Origin of the sequence: Paraburkholderia caribensis (genome assembly GCF_002902945.1) — a bacterium.
Taxonomy (GTDB): Bacteria; Pseudomonadota; Gammaproteobacteria; order Burkholderiales; family Burkholderiaceae; genus Paraburkholderia; species Paraburkholderia caribensis.
Map to the genome: position 1 here is coordinate 130,752 of NZ_CP026104.1, position 19,574 is coordinate 150,325.

The 19,574-nt window shown below is 63.1% G+C and carries 5 protein-coding genes and 2 pseudogenes; 5 read left to right on the forward strand and 2 right to left on the reverse strand.

Annotated elements, in window-relative coordinates:
- The first annotated feature begins 159 nt into the window (after nt 1-159).
- A complete protein-coding gene (locus C2L66_RS39250) occupies nt 160-10,185 on the forward strand; it encodes an autotransporter-associated beta strand repeat-containing protein (RefSeq protein WP_060610980.1) in 10,026 nt (3,341 codons plus the stop codon).
- 1,471 nt (nt 10,186-11,656) lie between these two features.
- Nucleotides 11,657-11,776: pseudogene (locus C2L66_RS39255) on the forward strand (transposase); the annotation flags it as partial.
- Nucleotides 11,777-11,785: 9 nt separating this feature from the next.
- Here the strand turns inward: C2L66_RS39255 and C2L66_RS39260 are convergent.
- Both C2L66_RS39260 and gcvA read right to left on the reverse strand, forming a co-directional pair.
- Nucleotides 11,786-12,992, reverse strand: a pseudogene (locus tag C2L66_RS39260) (IS3 family transposase).
- A gap of 340 nt (nt 12,993-13,332) precedes the next feature.
- The gene (gcvA, locus tag C2L66_RS39265) at nt 13,333-14,235 is read right to left on the reverse strand and encodes a transcriptional regulator GcvA (RefSeq protein ID WP_063803420.1); all 903 of its coding nucleotides are present in this window, start codon (nt 14,233-14,235) and stop codon (nt 13,333-13,335) included.
- A gap of 104 nt (nt 14,236-14,339) precedes the next feature.
- Between gcvA and C2L66_RS39270 the strand changes: the two genes are divergently transcribed.
- The 3 genes from C2L66_RS39270 (at nt 14,340) to C2L66_RS39280 (ending at nt 19,531) form a co-directional block, all read left to right on the forward strand.
- The gene (locus C2L66_RS39270; protein ID WP_060610985.1) at nt 14,340-15,485 is read left to right on the forward strand and encodes an acyl-CoA dehydrogenase family protein; all 1,146 of its coding nucleotides are present in this window, start codon (nt 14,340-14,342) and stop codon (nt 15,483-15,485) included.
- A gap of 16 nt (nt 15,486-15,501) precedes the next feature.
- Nucleotides 15,502-17,628, forward strand: coding sequence for an acetate--CoA ligase family protein (locus C2L66_RS39275; RefSeq protein WP_060610987.1), 2,127 nt, complete (start codon nt 15,502-15,504; stop codon nt 17,626-17,628).
- A gap of 79 nt (nt 17,629-17,707) precedes the next feature.
- Nucleotides 17,708-19,531 carry a 3-hydroxyacyl-CoA dehydrogenase NAD-binding domain-containing protein gene (locus C2L66_RS39280; protein ID WP_233445144.1) on the forward strand — a complete coding sequence of 608 codons (1,824 nt, stop codon included), beginning with the start codon at nt 17,708-17,710 and terminating at the stop codon, nt 19,529-19,531.
- Nucleotides 19,532-19,574 lie beyond the last annotated feature (43 nt).

Below are 19,574 nucleotides of genomic sequence, written 5' to 3' on the forward strand. Positions count from 1 at the left end.
GCGTAGGCTTCCGCACGCCCATTTAATGCGTGCCTTTAAACCGGTATATCAACCGTAAATATCGCTTATCGATATTTGTCGGATGGAGTGATATCGCCTGTTTAAAACGGGATTTTTAGTTATCGATTTTCACCCGATTCACGTCCCGAGGGAGGTCCCGTGAAACGCGTTATCGATCGGAATGCATTCAATCTGCAAAGAACGGCAATTGCGGTCAGCGTATTTCTGGCATTCAATGCCGTGGGCCTGCGCGAGGCGGAAGCGGCTTGCAGCACCGCGGGGTCGGCCGTGACCTGCTCGGGCGCGGCGAATCCGCTTGCACCCAGCTTTTCAAGCAGTGCCAATAATCTGGCCGTTACTACGAACACCGGCTCTTCCCTCGGCGTGTTGCTGGGCGTCGGGGGTAACGCGCTGACGCTGACGGGCAACAACGTCACGCTGAACAACGCGGGCACGATCGATCCATCGCTGCTCGGCGCGCTCAGTATTCTGTCCACGGGCACGGTCATCGGCAATGCGGCGGCGAGCACCGTCAACGTCACGAACACGGGCACGATGACCGGCACCATGGGCCTGCTCGGCGTGAACCTGAGCAGTCTGACGGGCCTCGCGCTCGCGGTGCAGAACGGCACGGGCGGCGTCACGAACATCACGAACAGCGGCTTGATGGGGGCGTCCGCGCTCGCAGGCGTCTCGGTCGGCACGGGCGATCTGGCGACGGCAGCCTTCTACGGCGGCGGCCAGGTCGTGTTCACCAACAGCAGTACGGGCACCATCAATGGCCGCGTCGCGTTCGAGGCATCGGCGACGCCCGGGGCGGGCAATACCTTCGTCAATGCGGGCACGATCGTCGGCAGCGTGTCGATGGGCGCGGGCAGCACCAATACGTTTACGGCGCGCACCGGCTCGTCGGTGTCGGCGGGCACGGGTGTGTCGGGCAACGCACTCGGCGTGCTCGGTTTCAATCTTGGCTTCGCGGCGGCGGGCATCGTCGACGGCGGCGCGGGCGGCAATAACACGCTGCGCCTGCAGCAGGCTGGGGGCGGTCCTGCCACGGGGCAGATGGGCATTGCGAACTACATCAACTTCAACCACCTCGCCGTCGATAGCGGCACGTGGACCTTGAACGGCGCATCGAGCGTCAGCGATGCGGCGCTTGCATCGGGCGCCGTCGTGAACATCGACAACAGCGCGAGCCTCGGCACAGGGACGATCACGTCGACGGGCGGCGCGCTGCAAACGGCAACGGCAGGATTGAACCTTGGCAACGCGCTGCTGTTCGGCACGGGTGGCCTGACGGTCGCGGGCGCCAATCCGATGACGCTGTCCGGCGCGGCGAGCGGCAGCGGCGCATTGACGAAGACGGGCGCGGGCACGCTGACGCTCACGGGCAACAACAGCTATACGGGCGGCACGAACCTGGCTGGCGGCGGACTCGTGCTATCGAACAACACGGCGCTCGGCACTGGCGCGCTCAACGTGAATGCATCGAGCACGCTCGATACCAGCGCGGCCGGACTTGCGCTCGGCAACGCAGTCAATCTGGGCAGCGGCACGGTGCTGAGCCTTGGCGGCAGCAATGCGCTGACGCTCGCAGGGGCCATCGCCGGCAGCGGCGGTCTCACGAAGAACGGCGCGGCCACGTTGACGCTCACGGGCGCGAATACCTTCACGGGACCCGCGACGGTGAATGGCGGCACGCTAGCCGTGACGGGCGCGGGAACGCTTGCGCCGACGGGCTCGGTGATATTGAACGCTGCGGGGACTGCGCTCGACATTAGTGCAGCCACGGCGAACCAGACGCTCGCCGAACTGTCGGGCAGCGGCAACGTGTTGCTCGGCGCGCGCACGCTGACCTTCGGCGATGCGAACAGCCTCGCGTTGAGCGGCGCGATCAGCGGCACGGGTGGCCTCATCAAGCAGGGCACGGGCACGCAAACGCTGAGCGGCGCGAACACATATATGGGCGGCACGACGATCAATGGCGGCACGCTTGCGTTGTCCGGCAGCGGCAGTCTTGCAACGGGCAGCGCCGTGAACCTCGCTGGCGTGGGCGCGCAATTCAACATCGGCGCAGCGAGCGGCGCGCGCACGATCGGCGCGCTGTCCGGTGTGGCCGGCACCAGCGTCGGGCTCGGCGCCAACACGCTGACGTTTGGCGACGCGAGTTCGCAAACGCTCGGCAGCGCGATCAGCGGCACGGGCGGTATCGTCAAGCAGGGCAGCGGTACGCAGACGCTAACGGGCGCGAGTACTTATACAGGCGGCACGACCGTCAACGCAGGCACGCTTGCGCTCGGCGCGGGCGGCAGTCTCGCGGCAAGCGGCGCGCTCAATCTTGCTGGTGCAGGCACGGCATTCGATATCACCGGCACAACGGGTGCACAGACCATCGGTGCGCTATCAGGCGTGACGGGCAGCACGATCGCACTCGGAGCGAATGCGCTCGCGTTCGGCGATACGACGAACCGCAGCTTCGGCGGCACGATCGGCGGCACGGGCAGCCTCGTCAAGCAGGGCACGGGCACGCAGACGCTGACGGCCGCGAACACCTACACAGGCGGCACGACGATCAACGCAGGGACGCTCGCGCTCGGCGCGGGCGGGAGCCTTGCCGCAGCGGGTGGCGTGACACTCGGCGGCGCGGGCGCGAGTTTCGATATCAGCGCATCCGGCGCGAACCAGACGATCGGCGCGCTCGCCGGCATGGCAGGCAGCGTGACGCTCGGCGCGAACACGTTGAGCTTCGGCAATGCGTCGAACCAGACCTTCGGCGGCACGATCAGCGGCACGGGTGGTATCGTCAAGCAGGGCGTAGGCACCGAAACGCTGACGGGCGCAAACGTCTTCACAGGCAGTGCGACGGTCAACGCGGGGACGCTTGCACTATCGGGCGCTGGCGCATTGACGGCCGCAACCAATCTGAATCTCGCCAATGCGGGCGCCGGCTTCGATATCAGCGGCGCAAGCGGCACCCGCACCATCGGCACGTTGACGGGCGTCGCGGGCAGCGCGGTGGCGCTCGGCGCCCGCACGCTGACGCTGGGCGGCACGGCCAGTTCGACCTACGCGGGCACGATCGGCGGCACGGGCGGCCTCGTCAAACAGGGCAGCGGCACGCAGACGCTGGCGGGCGCGAACAGCTTCACGGGCGGCGCGACCGTCAATGCGGGCACGCTCGCACTCGGCGCGGGCGGCAGCCTCGCGGCAAACGGCGGCGTCACGCTCTCGGGCGTGGGATCGGCATTCGACATCAGCGCTTCGGGCGCCAACCAGACGATCGGCTCGCTCGCAGGCGTCGCGGGCAGCACGGTGTCGCTCGGCGCGAACACGCTGAGCTTCGGCGATTCGACCAACCAGGTGTTTGCTGGCGCGCTCGTGGGCACGGGCGGCATCGTCAAGCAGGGTAGCGGCGTGCAGACGCTCGCGGGCGCCAACACTTATAGCGGCGGCACGGCGCTAAATGCGGGCGGCCTGGTACTCGGCAACAACGCAGCGCTCGGTTCGGGCGCGGTATCGGTGAACGGCGGGGCGACGCTCGACAGCAGCACATCGCTAACACTCGCCAACAACATCGCGCTGAATGCAGGCCTGACGGTGCTCGGCTCGAACGACCTGACGCTGAACGGTGCGCTGTCGGGCTCGGGAAGCCTGACGAAAAGCGGCGCGGCAACGCTGACGCTCGCAGGCGCGAACACCTTCACGGGGCCGGCAACCGTCAATGCCGGGACGCTTGCGCTGTCGGGCGCGGGCAACCTGTCGGCATCGACGGATATGAATCTCGCGAACGCGGGCGCGGCGCTCGACGTCAGCGGCGCGAGTGCTGCGCCGACCATCGGCGTGCTCAATGGCGTAAGCGGTACGAGCGTGGCGCTCGGCGCGAATACGCTGATACTTGGCAATGCGAACAATGGCGCGTTCGGCGGTTCGATCAACGGCACGGGCGGTCTGGTCAAAGAGGGTAGCGGCACTGAGACGCTGACGGGCGCGAACACCTTCACGGGCGGCGCGACGATCAACGCGGGCACGCTCGCGCTCGGCGCGGGTGGCAGTCTCGCGGCGAGCGGCGGCGTGACGCTGGGCGGCGCAGGCGCTGCGTTCGACATCGCCAATGCAGGCGCAAACCAGACCGTCGGCGCGCTGTCGGGCGTGGCGGGCAGCACGGTGTCGCTCGGCGCGAATACGTTGAGCTTCGGCGACGCTACCGACCAGACGTTCGACGGCACGATCAGCGGCACAGGCGGCATCGTCAAGCAGGCTGCAGGCGTGCAGACGCTGACGGGCGCCAGCACGTACAGCGGCGGCACGACGCTCAATGCAGGCGGCCTCGTGCTCGGCAACGACGCGGCGCTTGGCACCGGCACACTGACGGTCGGCGGCGCGAGCACGCTCGACACGACGTCCGCAGCAACGCTCGGCAACAACGTCGCGCTGAACGCCGGGTTGATTGTGCTCGGCACGAACGACCTGACGCTCAACGGCGCGATCTCAGGGACGGGCGGTCTGACGAAAGACGGCGCGGCCACGCTCACGCTGAACGGTGCCAATACCTACACGGGCGGCACCCAGGTCAACGCCGGCACGCTCGCGCTCGGCGCGAACGCGAGCCTTGCCGCGAGTGGCATCGTCGATGTCGTGACGGGCGCGACCTTCGACCTGTCGGCGGGCAACGGCCTGCAGACCTTCGGCACGCTGACGGGCGGCGGCAATGTGATTCTCGGCTCGAACGTGCTGACTGTCGGTGGCCCGGCGGACGGCACGTTCAGCGGTTCGATCGGCGGCAGCGGCAGTCTCGTGAAGGTTGGTTCGGGTACCGAAACATTGACGGGCACCCACACCTTCACGGGCGGCACGGCCATCGACGCGGGCACGCTCGCGATCGGCGCGGGCGGCAGTCTCGCCGCGACGGGTGGCGTCACGCTGAACGGCATCGGCTCCCGCTTCGACATCAGCGGCGCGGGCGCCGATCAGACCGTCGGCGCGTTGTCCGGCGTGAACAGCAGTTCGATCACGCTCGGCGGGAACACGCTGACATTCGGCGACGCGAGTTCGCAAACGCTGGGCAGCGCGATCACCGGCACGGGCGGCATCGTCAAGCAGGGCAGCGGCACCGAGACGCTGACGGGTGCGAACACGTACACGGGCGGCACGACGATCGCCGACGGCACACTTGCGCTCGGCGCGGGCGGCAGCCTCGCGGCAACGGGCGCGGTGAACCTGGCAAGCGGCAACTCGTCATTCGATATCGGCAATGCGGGCGCGGATCAGACTGTCGGCGCGCTGTCGGGCGCAGCGGGCAGCACGATCTCGCTCGGCGGGAACACGCTGACATTCGGCGATGCGACCTCGCAAACGCTCGGCAGCGCGATCAGCGGCACGGGCGGTCTCGTCAAGCAGGGCAGCGGCACGGAAACGCTGACAGGCGCGAATACCTACACCGGCAGCACGACGATCAACGGCGGCACGCTGGCGCTGGCGGGCGCGGGCAGTCTGTCGTCGTCGACGGACGTGAATCTGGCGAATACTGGCGCGGGCTTCGATATCAGCGCGGCAACGGGCGCGCCGACGATCGGCGCATTGACGGGCGTGGCCGGCACGAACGTCACGCTTGGCGCGAACACGCTGACGTTCGGCAACGCGACCAACGGCACGTTCGGCGGTTCGATCGGCGGCACGGGCGGCATCGTCAAGCAGGGCAGCGGCACGCAGACGCTGACGGGCGCGAACACGTACACGGGCGGCACGACGATCGATGCGGGCACGCTCGCGCTCGCGGGCGGCGGCAGCCTCGCGGCGACGGGCGCGGTGAACGTTGCCGGCGCGGGCGCGGCGTTCGACATCAGTGGTGCAGCCAGCAACCAGACGGTCGGCTCGCTGGCTGGCGCAGCGGGCAGCACGGTCGCGCTCGGCGGCAATTCGCTGACGTTCGGCGACGCGTCGGATCAGACCTTCGCAGGTGCGATCACGGGCACGGGCGGCATCGTGAAGAACGGCTCGGGCGTCGAAACACTGACGGGCGCGAGCACCTATAGCGGCGGCACGACGCTCAACGCGGGCGGCCTCATCGTCGGGAATAATTCGGCGCTCGGCACGGGTGCGTTGACGGTCGGTGGCGCAAGCACGCTCGACAGCAGCACGGCAACGACGCTCGCCAACAATGTCGTGCTGAACGCGGGACTGACGGTGCTCGGGAGTCACGACCTGACGCTCGACGGCTCGATCTCCGGCACGGGCGGTCTGACGAAAGACGGCGCAGCGACGCTCACCTTGAACGGCGCCAACACGTACACGGGCGGCACGCAGGTCAACGCGGGCACGCTCGCGCTCGGCGCGGGCGCGAGCCTCGCGGCAAGCGGCATCGTCGATGTCGCGGACGGCGCGACCTTCGATCTGTCGGCGGGCAACGGCACGCAGACCTTCGGCACGCTGACGGGCGGCGGCGCGATCAATCTCGGCGCGAACTCACTGACGCTCGGCGATGCCACCGACGGCACTTTCAGCGGGGCAATCGGCGGTACGGGCAGTCTCGTGAAAGTGGGTACGGGCACCGAAACGTTGACGGGCGCGAACACCTACACGGGCGGCACGACGATCGCCGACGGCACGCTCGCGCTCGGCGCGGGCGGCAGTCTCGCTTCGACGGGCAGTGTCACGCTTGGCGGCCCGGGCACGGGCTTCGACATCAGCGGCTCGGGCGCGAACCAGACGATTGGCGCGCTTGCGGGCGCGGGCGGCGACGTGACGCTCGGCGCGAACACGCTGAGCTTCGGCGATGCGTCGAACCAGACCTTCGGCGGCACGATCAGCGGCACGGGCGGCATCGTCAAGGCGGGCAACGGCACCGAGACGCTCACCAACACGAACACCTACACGGGCGGCACGACCATCAACGCAGGCGTGCTCGCCCTGTCGGGTGCGGGCAGCCTCGCGTCGACGGGTGCGGTCAACGTTGCGGGCGCAGGCGCCGGGTTCGATATCAGCGGCGCGGCGGGCAACCAGACGGTCGGCGCACTGGCGGGCGCAGCGGGCAGCACGGTCGCGCTCGGCGGCAAGTCGCTGACGTTCGGCGATGCGTCCAACCAGACGCTTGCCAGCACCGTCACAGGCACGGGCGGGCTCGTCAAGCAGGGCGCAGGCGTCGAAACGCTGACGGGCGCGAACACCTACAGCGGCGGCACGACGCTCAATGCGGGCGGCCTGATCGTCGGCAACAATTCGGCGCTCGGCACGGGGGCGTTGACGGTCGGCGGCGCAAGCACGCTCGACAGCAGCGCGGCAACGACGCTGGCCAACAACGTCGTGCTGAATGCCGGGTTGACCGTGCCCGGCACCAACGATCTGACGCTCAACGGCGCGATCGCGGGCACGGGCGGCCTGACCAAAGACGGCGCAGCGAAGCTCACGTTGAACGGCATCAACACGTACACAGGCGGCACGCAGGTCAACGCGGGCACGCTCGCACTCGGCGCGAACGCGAGTCTCGCGGCAAGTGGCATCGTCGACGTTGCGAACGGCGCGACCTTCGATCTGTCGGCGGGTAACGGCATGCAGACGTTCGGCACGCTGACGGGCGGCGGCACGATCAATCTCGGCGCGAACACGCTGACGTTAGGCGACGCGAGCAACGGCACGTTCTCGGGCGGCATCGCGGGCACGGGCGGCCTCGTCAAGGTCGGCACGGGCACGGAAACGCTCACGGGCACGAACACCTACACGGGCGCCACGACGGTCAATGCGGGCACGCTCGCGCTTGGCGGCACGGGCACGCTGTCGAACGCGACCAACGTCGATCTTGCAAACGCAGGCACGGCGTTCGACGTGAGCGGCACGACCGGCACGCCGACTATCGGCTCGCTCTCCGGCGTGACGGGTACGAACGTGGCGCTCGGCGCGACGACACTGACGCTCGGCGGCGGCTCCGATGGCACGTTCAGCGGCACGATCGGCGGCACGGGTGCACTCGTCAAGGCGGGCAACGGCACGCAGACGCTGCTGACGGCGAACACCTATACGGGCGGCACGACGCTGACGGGCGGCAAGCTCGTCGTCGGCAACGATGCGGCGCTCGGCAGCGGCGCGCTGACCGTCGGCGCGCCAGTGACGCTCGATGCGGCCGCGCCCGTCAATGTCGCGAACCCGGTCGTGCTGAACGCGACGGCGACGATCGGCGGCAGCGCGGATACGACGCTGTCGGGCGTCGTGTCGGGCGGGGGTGGCTTCATCAAGAACGGCGCGGCGAACCTGACGCTTGCCAGGGACAACAGCTACGCAGGCGGAACCGTCGTCAACGCGGGCACGCTGACGCTCGCGTCGAGCGGCGCGCTTGGCACCGGCGGCCTGTCGATGAACGGCGGTACGCTAAACCTCATCGGCGCGTCGACGCCGCTGCATCTGTTCCTTGCGTCGTTGAACGGCGTGTCGGGCGCGTCGATCAATCTCGGCAACGCGGCGCTCACCGTCACGGGCGGCGGCAACTTTGCGGGCTCGCTGTCGGGCACGGGCTCCGTCACCAAGGCCGGCGGCGAGACGCTCACGCTGAGCGGCGCCAATACTTATAGTGGACCGACCACAGTGTCGGCGGGCACGCTGTCGGTCACTGGTTCGGCGGCGAATTCGACCGTCACCGTGCAGCCGGGCGCGACCTTGACGGGCTCGGGCACGATCGGCGGGCTGGTGGTGCGCAACGGCGCGATAGCGGTGGCGGGCCAGCCTGGCCGCAGCCTGAACGTGATCGGAAACGTGCTGTTCGAGCAGGGTTCGCAGCTGAATGTCGCGGCCACGCCCGCGCAGAGTGGAACCGTCGCATCGACGGGAGGCGCGACGCTCGCAGGCGGCAATGTGCAGGTGTTGGCCGGGCAGGGCATCTATACGCCGTCGACAAGTTACGCGATCGTCAGCGCGAGCCAAGGCGTGACTGGAGCCTTCGAAGGCGTCACGTCGAACCTCGCGTTTCTCACGCCCACGCTCAGCTATGACGCGACGCACGTCTACATCAGCATGACGCCGAACGGCGCGGCGTTCTCGTCGGTTGCAACGACGAAGAACGAAACGGCCGTGGCGACCGCGCTGGCGACGCTGCCAGACACGGGCGCGCTGATCCCCGCGTTGCTGTCGACGGATGTGCCGACTGCGCGCGTCGCGTTCAACCAGCTCGACGGCGAACTGCATGCGAGCACGAAGACCATGTTGCTGCTCGACAGCCGTTATCTGCGCGATGCCATGACGGATCGTCTGCGGCAGGGTCTCGCGCCTTCGAGCGGGCCGCTGGCGGCGATGTCGTCGGGCTCGGCGCAGTGCGATAACCGCAGCGCGCAAGGCGCACTGCCCGCCGCCGATGCGTGCTCCGATTCGCGGCCGTATCGGCCCGTCGTGTGGGCGCAGGCCTACGGCGCCGACAGCCGGCTCGCGGGCGACAGCAATGCATCGGATATCGACCGTACGACGACGGGTTTCATCGGCGGCGCGGATGTGGCGCTGAATGACACGTGGCGTTTCGGCCTCGCGGGCGGCTTCGGGCATAGCTCGCTCGACAACGATCTGAACTCGTCGGCGTCCGTCGACAGCTATCACGTCGCGATGTACGGCGGCGCGCAATACGGACCCGTCGGCGTGCGGCTGGGCGCGTCGTATTCATGGAACGACGTGAGCATGGACCGTTATCCGGGTTTCACCGGCTTCACGGATCACGACAGCGCCGATTACACGGCGAAAACGGCGCAGGTGTTCGGCGAAGTGGGCTACGCGGTGCCCTTCAACCGATTCGCAATCGAGCCGTTCGCGGGACTCGCGTATGTGAACTTGCATACGGATGGCTTCACCGAGAACGGCGGCGACAGCGCGCTGCGTAGCAACGGCGAAACCGACAACATCGGCTTTTCGACCTTAGGTTTGCGCATCGCGACGCGGCTTGGTGAATTGCCGGGCGCCGCGTTCAGCGCGCATGCGATGACAGGCTGGCGCCATGCGTTCGGCAACTCGGAGCCGAGTTCGACGCTGGCGTTCGTCGGCGGCAGTTCGTCGTTCGATGTGGCAGGCGTGCCGATCGCGCGCGACAGCGCCGTCGTCGAACTGGGTGTCGATGCGAATCTCGCGAAGAACATGACGCTCGGCGTGTCGTATAGCGGTCAGTATGGCGGCGGCTCGCACGACAACGCGATTTCGGGGCGCTTCGCGTGGAGGTTCTGATGCTGCAGTGTGCGCGTTCATCGCACTCGGCGATGCGCCGCAGCGTTATTTGCGGAGGCAGGACGGTCGTGAACATGATTAATGAGCTTTATACAGCAGGCCGCACGCCCGTCACGGAGTACGCGTGAATACCACGCGGAAAGCGGTTGATCTCGGGAGCAAGCCCGTGGTTGGGGTCTCAGCACGTACAACCGGAACCGTCTGCTCGACCGTTGAAACGGTTTGCCGCAGTGATGCATGTCGAGTCGGTCGTACCGACTGGATGCTCATTGCCGCTGCCGTCCTCGCTTCGAGTCCTTTGTCCGGGAACACCTGACTTGGTGGCCAAATGCACATACCTTTGGCTGATCGGCGGGCGTAGCTTCCGATTGCGGGTAAGACACGTGCGGTGAGCCTTTGACGTGAAGGCCGTTGACGTTGTGTTCGACCTGGGTGCATGCGATGCACGGCAGCACGTTCGTGGCCGTGGGGGTGGTGGTTCTAAGTGGCAAGGACATCAGCGTCGCAGGATTCCGGGTCACACGATGTCAAGCGATCTGGTTTGTCCGGAAGCGGCGGCGTCGGCTTTGGTGTCCGCCCAAGTGGAGAAGGATCGGCACGAGGCCATCTCCGTCACACAGAACACTATTGGAAGTGTTGCAGGTAGCGTTCGATTTCCGCAGACAAGGAAATTCACAGGCGGCGATGTCATCGTGCGCAAGGCGCCTTGCCTTGACCTAATGGACTGGCCGGCAGTTTGCTTGCGACGTACCCTGTTCAGAGACCGGCCCATGACCTCAAAAAACCGCCTTCGCTGTCCCCCTAACTCGTCCGAAGGATGCCCGAAGGAAACGGGCCACGTTCGCTCGCTCTGTGCAAATGGCGCTACTGATCCTCATCAACAATGACGGTATCGATCGGGCCACCTGTGATCCCGTTATGAGGCGCCTGTCGAGCAGATCGATGTCCAGTGGTTGGCGTTCCTAACACAGCCGAGGCGGAGCACCGCTCCATTAGTCGCTTCTGCGGCGTTGCCCTGAGCCTCGCGAGACTCACATGACCGATGAACTCGGGCAACGGCACATTAAATTGCATACCCGCAGCGTTGCACGCGAATCTGCCGCCAACCAGCGCGCTTACAGGAACCGTCGCCTACAGGCGTCCCCTGCGGCGGCCGACACCGCGCAGCCGGGTCGGGGCACCGCGCTGCGGCACAGCGTCGAACGGCGGCCCTTCATCGGTACGCTGTGTGCACACTCGGCGGCATACTGAACGCCTTGTCTGCGGGTTTCACTGGCTCGTCAAGCAGCGCTACGTGCCGCGAATCCGCTTGCCATCGTCAAGATCAAGAGCCACCCTGGCGCGCAGGGGTGTATGTGTCCCGTGTGTTCTCCGAAAGCCAGTGGTTGATGCATCCGCGCTGGTTCCCGGATTTCTTGCATTTGATATTTCAGTGATTCGTGCGTCTCAGGTAGTGCCCGCGGCGCGCTGTGCAATCGCTGAAGTGCCTGGCGTCGGCATACTCGCGGCAACAGCGGTGGTGGCAGCGATCGGGGATGCAAAGACGTTCAAATCTGGCGGCGAGTTTGCTGCATTTGCCGCCGTACTCCCGGACACCATCTCACACCAAGGTTGGTGAATCGGTTCTACGTCGGAACTCGCGCGGCGAGCGGTATTTCAGCGCGCTATGCGGGTGTTTGTCGTTGTGGTGTTCAAATGCGACGGCCAGATTGCGTACGGCGGTCGCCGCGTTCGGCTTCGGCATGAACGCAACGTAGTCGCGCTTCATCGTCTTGACGAAGCTTTCTTCCATGCCATTGCTCTGCGGGCTACATACGGGCGTGGTCAGCGGCTTGAGACCAATGTCTGAAGCGAACGCGCGGGTCTTTTCCGCAATGTAACCCGAGCCGTTGTCGCCGAGCCATTCGATTTGCGCAGGCGCTTTGCCGACGTTCCCGAAGCGATGTTCGACAGCCGCCAGCATGGCGTCGCGCACAACGTCGCCGCTATGACCGCCTGTCGTCGCTGCCCAGCTCATCGCTTCGTGGTCGCAGCAATCGAGCGCAAACTTCGCGCAGCGGCTCGCCGTTGTCGCCACGAAACTCGAATCCGTCAGAGCACCATCCCCGATTGCTTCTGGCCAGGGCCACCGTGCCGTCATGCCGACGCTCGATGCCCGGCCTCGCAGGTATCCTGTGATGTAGTAAATCGTGCAGGCGCATCACGCGATAAACACGTTTCGCATTCACTGGACCCTCGCATCGCAATTCCCGCTCGCTTCGCAATAGGCCCCAGACGCGTCGATAGCCGTAGCTCGGCAAATCAGCAATGAGCAAACGGATTTCGTCGACGATGCCAGCATCATCCGTTTGCGTGCACGACGTCCATCCTGCCAGTCAGCAGTCCGGGCGAGCTTTACCGACACATTTGAGCGCGCTACACCGAGAACGCCAGAGACCTGCTTCACTGGCGGTCCCCCGGCAATGAGGGTGAGCGCGCAATCCATTTTCGCGACTTCATCACCTCCACCGCTTCCCGGAGGATCTCGCTCTCCATGGTTTCCTTGCCTAGGTGGCGCGGAGCTCCTTTATCTGCTCCAGCGCGTCGCTCAACTCGGACGCAGGCACAACTTCTTCTCCAGCGCTCACTGCCGACAGGCTGCCGTCCTGATGCAGCTTGCGCCACTGGAACAGTTGATTTGGATTGTTGCCGTGCAGTCGGGCCACCATCGAAACTGTCTTGCCGGACTCGAACGTTTCCAGAACCATCGCCAGCTTATCGTCGGCCGACCAGCGCCGCCGGCGCTCAGGTCCCGTCAACACTTCCATCACTTCGTTCTTGTTGTTAGTCATATAAGCGGTTCTCGGACTGGTTCCACGGCAAACGGCACGGGTGACAAGATCAGGCTAGGCTCGATCTCGAAGCGAGGGGCCGCCCATTTGCGTACGTTGTTGAGCTTACCTGCGTCACGTGATCGCTCGCATCGCACGAGCATCCGATCACGTTGCAGACCAGTTGCGGCTCCACGTTACCTAAGTTCAACGCGCCTTTAAAAGCCCTTTCTTAACCCGTTGTCAATAGCGGTGGTTGTCGGACGGTTACGATGACCCTCCGATTCTCGGAAGAAAAAGCGCTTCCAACGGTCACAACGTGGATATCCGATCTGCCTTATTGCATTGCCCGGATTTCGGTCAGGAGCCACGATCTGAACGCGTTGACGTCGCGCGAGTGTCGTCTGTTCTCAGGAATAAGTAGGTAGTAAGCTAGGTCCCTGGTGACGGGCCGATCAAACGGGCGTACGAGCGTACCAGCGGCCAGGTCATTCGCCAACAACTTCGTTTGACCAATGACCACGCCCAAGCCTTCGATCGCAGCCTGGTACGCAAGCAACGAATTCTGGAATCCTCCCCGCTGGCGAGACACCAACTCTTCGAGATCGCTCCTCCCCACGGCGCGAAGCCAGTCGAACCAATCCTCTCTTCGATATTTGGACTGCAACAGGCGGTGATGAGCCAAGTCGTCAATGGTGATCAACCCTGTACCGCGTCGAAGCAATTTCGGGCTACACACCGGTTCGATGACATCATCGAACAGGCGTTCGCAACTGATGCCTTTCCAGCTATCGTCGCCAAATTGAATGGCTGCATCGACCTGGATTTCGTTGAAGTTGATTTTGGCGACAGTCGTACTGAGTTCCACGGGGATCGCGGGATATTTTGCTTCGAAACGGTGTAGCCGATGCATGAGCCATTTAGCCGCAAACGTCGCATAGACTGAAAGACGCAAGGGTTCACCTTCTAGCCGCCCGACGATCTTTTCAGTCGCGCTCTCGATAGCGGAGAACGCCGGTCCGATGCTTTTGAAGTAGGCGGCGCCGACATTTGTTAGCGCTACACCTCTTGGGCCGCGCTCAAGAAGTTCAACGCCGAGATAGTTTTCGAGAGTAGTGATTTGCCGGCTGACCGCTGACTGTGTCACGCATAACTCTGCGGCGGCGTTCGTCAGACTGCCCGAGCGCGCAACGGTTGCGAAAACGTGAAGGGGGTTCAAAGGAGGAACTGTTCGCGGCATACGATATTCCAAAAGATCATAGCAACGTACCGTATGCGAACTAGTGTGTCAAATGGTCGACTGCAACAATGAAATCCATCTCAGGCCCCATCAATGAGGAACGCATGGATTTCGCACTAACCGAAGAACAGCTCGCTTTCGCTGACGCAGTGCGGCGATTCGCACATGACACCCTAGCGGAAGGCGCCCTCGCAAGAGCACATCGTGGCGGCTACGATTTTGACGCAGCGCGACAACTCGCAGAGCACGGCCTGCTTGGAATCACGATGAAGGAAGAGGACGGAGGTCAGGGTGGAACCCTGATGGATGCGGTTATTGCGATCCAGGAGGTTGCGCAGGTCTGTCCCAAGAGCGCGGACATCCTGCAGGCCGGAAACTTTGGCCCCATTCGGACGTTTGTTGAGTATGCTACTCTTGAGCAAAAATCGAGATTTCTCAAGGACTTACTCAGTGGGAAAAAGGTCATTTCACTGGGGATGACAGAACCCGGTGCGGGCTCGGCGGTCACTCAGCTTAAGACATCCGCCCGGAAAGACGGCGATGAGTACGTCATCAACGGAACGAAGATTTTCTCGACACACAGTCCTGACGCCGATCTGTTCCTCGTCTACTGCCGCTTCGGCCCTGGTCTCGAAAACATCGGTTCCGTTCTCATCGAGAAGGGCGCGCCTGGCTTTACCGTGGGGCAACCGTCGAGCTTTATGAGCGGCGAGGAGTGGTCGCAACTCTATATTGAGGAATGTCGAATTCCTGCAGAAAACGTCCTCCTCGGGCCGGGTGGTTTCAAAAAGCAGATCTCGGGTTTCAATGTTGAGCGAGTGGGTAACGCATCACGTGCATTGGCACTCGGACGGTACGCGTTCAACGCGGCACGCGATCACGCACTGATTCGCGAACAGTTTGGAAAACTGATTTGCGAGTTTCAGGGAATCCAGTGGAAGTTTGCCGACATGGTCCTGAAGCTTGAGGCCTCGCAACTGCTGCTGTATCGCGCCGCAAACGTAGAGAACGGCCAATTGCCTTCGGCGTATGACACCGCGATTGCGAAGGCGCATTGCAATATGACAGGCTTTGACGTTTCGAACGAGGCGCTTCAAGTGATGGGTGGCATGGGGTACAGCCAAGAATCGCTGGTGGAATACTGCGTGCGGCGCACGCGTGGATGGATGATTGCAGGTGGCTCCATTGAAATGCTGAAGAATCGTATTTCTGAAACTGTCTTTGAGCGCCGATTCGACCAGCGTAAATAAGAGGAGTGTGCGATCTATGGAAAACGGCAACATCACCAAGAGTCATGTTGGTGAAAGGCAGCTTGCGGACGTGCTTCTTTCACCTCGCAGTGTCGCGCTAATCGGCGCATCCGACGATCCGTCAAAAACTGCAGCACGACCGCTTAAATTTATTCGCCAAGCAGGTTTTGAAGGTGACGTTTATCCGATCAATCCAAGGCGTGATACGGTGCTCGGCGAGAAAGCTTGGAGCAGTCTTGAGGCGCTTCCCGTTGTACCGGAACATGCGTTCATCCTGACCCCGACCGATGCGGCCATCGATGCGCTCGAAGAGTGTGCAGAGCGTGGCGTGTCCGTGGCGACTATCTTGGCCGCTGGCTTCTCGGAAAGTGGCGCGGAAGGGGGCGCCCGCGAGGCCCGCGTCCGGGAAATCGTACGCAAGACAGGAATTCGCGTTCTGGGCCCAAGTGGCTTGGGTATTGTCAATGTGAAGCGCAAGCTTACCCTGACAGCTAATGCCGCATTTGCCGAGCCGAATCTCCCCGCTGGTGGCTTGTTCGTTGCATCACACAGTGGAAGCATGATAGGCGCGCTCGTCTCTCGCGGGAAGGCGAGAGGGATTGGTTTTGCCGGTCTGGTGTCAGTCGGTAACGAAGTTGATCTCAGCATCGGGGAAATTTGCGCAGCCACACTGGATGATCCGGAAATCACCGGTTATATGCTCTTTCTCGAAACACTTCGGCACGCTGACAAGCTTCGCGACTTCGCCGCCCGGGCAGCCGTGAAGGGTAAGTCTGTGGTGGCATATAAGCTGGGGCGCTCGAGCGCGGCCGCCGAGCTCGCGGTTTCGCATACCGGTGCGCTGGCCGGAGAAGACGACGTAGCCGAGGCTTTCCTGAAGGATTGTGGTATCGCACGGGTTGAGACGCTGGAGGCGTTCATTGAAAGCTCCGCGCTGCTCAAGAAGATCCCGGTGGAGCGAATTCGTCATACGAAAAAGCCACGAGTTGCGGTAGTCACTACAACTGGTGGCGGCGCAGCCATGGTTGTCGACCAGCTTGGCGTTCGCGAGATCGACGTTCAGCATCCTAGCGAGGACACTTACGCGAGGCTGTCGGAAGCGGGCGTGAGTGTGGGTCATGGTCGCATCGTCGACCTTACTCTAGCCGGTACTCGCTACGACGTGATGAGCGCCGCGCTGAAAGTATTGCGTTCGGCACCAGAGTTCGATCTTGTGGTGGCGGTAGCGGGTTCGTCGGCAAGATTCTCTCCGGAGTTGGCCGTGGGGCCCATCCTCGACAGCGCCCTCGAATCGTCCGAACTGGCGCCCCTTGTTTCGTTTGTCGTACCTGATGCGCCTGAAGCGCTTATACGACTCTCTGCAGGTGAAGTGCCGTGCTTTCGAACGCCCGAGGCTTGTGCTGACGCAATCGCCGCGACATTTGCCCGACGGCCCCCTTCGCCAATCCCCAGACTACCGGTGTCAAGTGAGGGGGCCGGGTCGCCGCGGCTTCTCGATGAACTTGAGGCATATCAACTCCTCGCGCGAGTTGGGGTTAGCCACGCGCCAGCGGCCGCACTGAACGCCGCAGCTGGCGCTGTTCTTCCTGATGGGCTGGCCTACCCAGTCGCAGTGAAAGTCCTGTCGGCCGATGTTCCGCACAAAACCGACGCTGGCGGTGTGGAACTTGGTATCCGCGACGACGAGCAACTCAGCAACGCGATAGAGAAGATTCGGACCAGCGTCGAACGCAATGTTGGGGCGGGGGGCGTCGAGCGCGTACTCGTGCAGGAAATGACGAAAGGTTTGGGCGAGGCGCTTGTCGGCTTCCGCCGTGACCCGCAGGTCGGCCCGATTGTGATGCTTGCCTCCGGCGGCATTTTCACCGAAATCTACCGTGATCGAGCTTTGCGTTTGGCACCGGTGACACACGAAACCGCCCTCGAGATGATCTCAGAGGTCAAAGCGATGCGCGCGTTAGATGGATACCGAGGACGGACACGCGCCGACCTTGATGCGCTCGCTGCCGCTATCGTTTCAGTGTCAAATCTCGCCATCCTGAGCGATGTGAATGTGCAAGAAGCGGAGGTAAATCCGATTATGGTTTTTGAGAAAGGCAGGGGTGTCGTGGCGGTTGACGCGTTGGTCAAGATCGGTAGCTGACATGGACGCGCGATCAGATATTGCCGGACAAGACAGTCAGGGTGTGCGCCGGGAGAGGCGAGGGCGAGTCGGGTTCCTGGTGATCAACAATTCGCCTTTGAACGCCGGTTCGGTAGCTGTTCCGCAAGGCTTGTTGACAGGTATCCGCGAATTCGGTGCAGACCCGTCACTGGTTGGTATCGTAATCATTGGCGATGGGAACACTTTCTTGGCGGGGGATATTCGTGAGTTCGACGCTCTGATACAGCCACCGTCGCTGCCGGATGTGATCAGGGCTATCGAAGCGATTTCGCTTCCTGTTGTCGCAGCAATTCACGGATCAGCACTAGGAGGTGGTTTCGAACTAGCGCTGGGCTGCGATGGGCGCGTTGCGGCATCCGGAGCCGCGGTTGGACTGCCGGAAGTGAGCCTTGGCATGATTCCAGGCGCAGGAGGAACACAACGCATCGCCTACGTGACCGGAAAGGCAAAGGCAAAGGCAATCGATATCGTGACGTCCTCGCGCCGGCTCACGGATTTCCAGGCACTTGAGCTTGGTTTGATCGATCAGATAGTGGTCGACGACGTGGAGCACGGCGCCGCAAGCTTCGTCAAAGCCATGAAAGGAGCCAAGCGAGGGATCAGAGATCGGGAGTTTGCTGCGGAGGACTCGGCCAATATCGAGGCGGCTACCGACATGGTGAACTTGGCGGGACAACTTCCCTTCGATAATGCACTCGCCAAAGAGCGCGCAGTTTTCAATGAGCTGCGTGCAAGTGTTCAGGCTCGAGCGCTCCGTCATCTGTTTTTCGCTGAACGCGCAAGCTATCGTCCCCGGCATGGCGGACACGCGAGCGGTGGTGCTATTCGAAAAATAGGCGTTCTTGGGGCGGAGACAATGGGCGTCGGAATCGCGGGCTACCTTGCCGACGCGGGGTACGAAGTGCTTATATTTGATAAGAGCGAAGAAGCCTTGTCGCTCGTCTCGGTGAAGCTCAGCCGCACGTATCAAGAGCAAATCAAGAAAGGAAAACTGAGTGAAGGGGAGGCGCAAGAACGCCTTGATAGAGTGAAGACGGTCCAGAGTATTTTTCAATTTCAAGATGTGGATCTTGCGATTGAGGCCGTGTTTGAGGAGTCTGGCGTAAAGCGCGAGACAATGTCGGCACTTCGCAATGTACTGCCGGATCGAGCTATTCTCGCCTCAAACACTTCTTACCTAGATCTTAACAATCTGGCCGAGATGGCAGGTCATACCGAACGAACTGTTGGACTACACTTTTTTAGTCCAGCCCAAGCGATGCGCTTGCTCGAGATCGTCCAAACACGGATCACCAGTCCCGAGATTGTCAACACCGCCATTGGCATTGCAAAGAGACTTGGCAAGGTTCCCGTCGTCTCTCGTGTAGCTGAAGGTTTCATTGGAAACCGCATCTTCGCTGCATACACGAGGCAGTGCGAGTATATGGTCGAAGAAGGCGGGTCGCCCGAACATGTGGATACAGCGTTGGAAAACCTCGGGTTCGCGACGGGACCATTTGCCGTCGCCGATCTTTCGGGTCTGGACATCGTGCGGAAGATGCGTCAGCATCTGAACCCCTTACGCGAGCCTGCGCGCTACGTGACGATCGCCGACTCGTTGTGCGAACTGGGGCTCTTTGGCAGAAAGTCGGGTGCGGGCTACTACAGCTATGGATCGCAGCGGAAACGAGGAACCTCGGACCCTGCGGTACACACGCTGATTGACGCGAAGCGAAGCAAGAAAGGTATTGTTCCTCGGAAAACGGTCCGGAGGAAATTGCTGAGTGGGCGTTGGGGGCAATCATCAATGAAGCGGCGAAGGTCTTGGAAGAAGGTATCGCCGAAAGAGCTGCTGACATCGATGTCGCAATGGTGCATGGCTACGGATTCCTACGCCGCTTAGGTGGTCCGGTTTTTTGGGCCCGACAAACGGGTGAAAGCAAGCT

Bases quoted from the DNA above. Each gene is read 5' to 3' on its own strand.
- gcvA (WP_063803420.1), bottom strand. From the start codon at position 14,235: ATGCCGCGAACAGTTCCTCCTTTGAACCCCCTTCACGTTTTCGCAACC.
- C2L66_RS39270 (WP_060610985.1), top strand. From the start codon at position 14,340: ATGGATTTCGCACTAACCGAAGAACAGCTCGCTTTCGCTGACGCAGTG.
- C2L66_RS39275 (WP_060610987.1), top strand. From the start codon at position 15,502: ATGGAAAACGGCAACATCACCAAGAGTCATGTTGGTGAAAGGCAGCTT.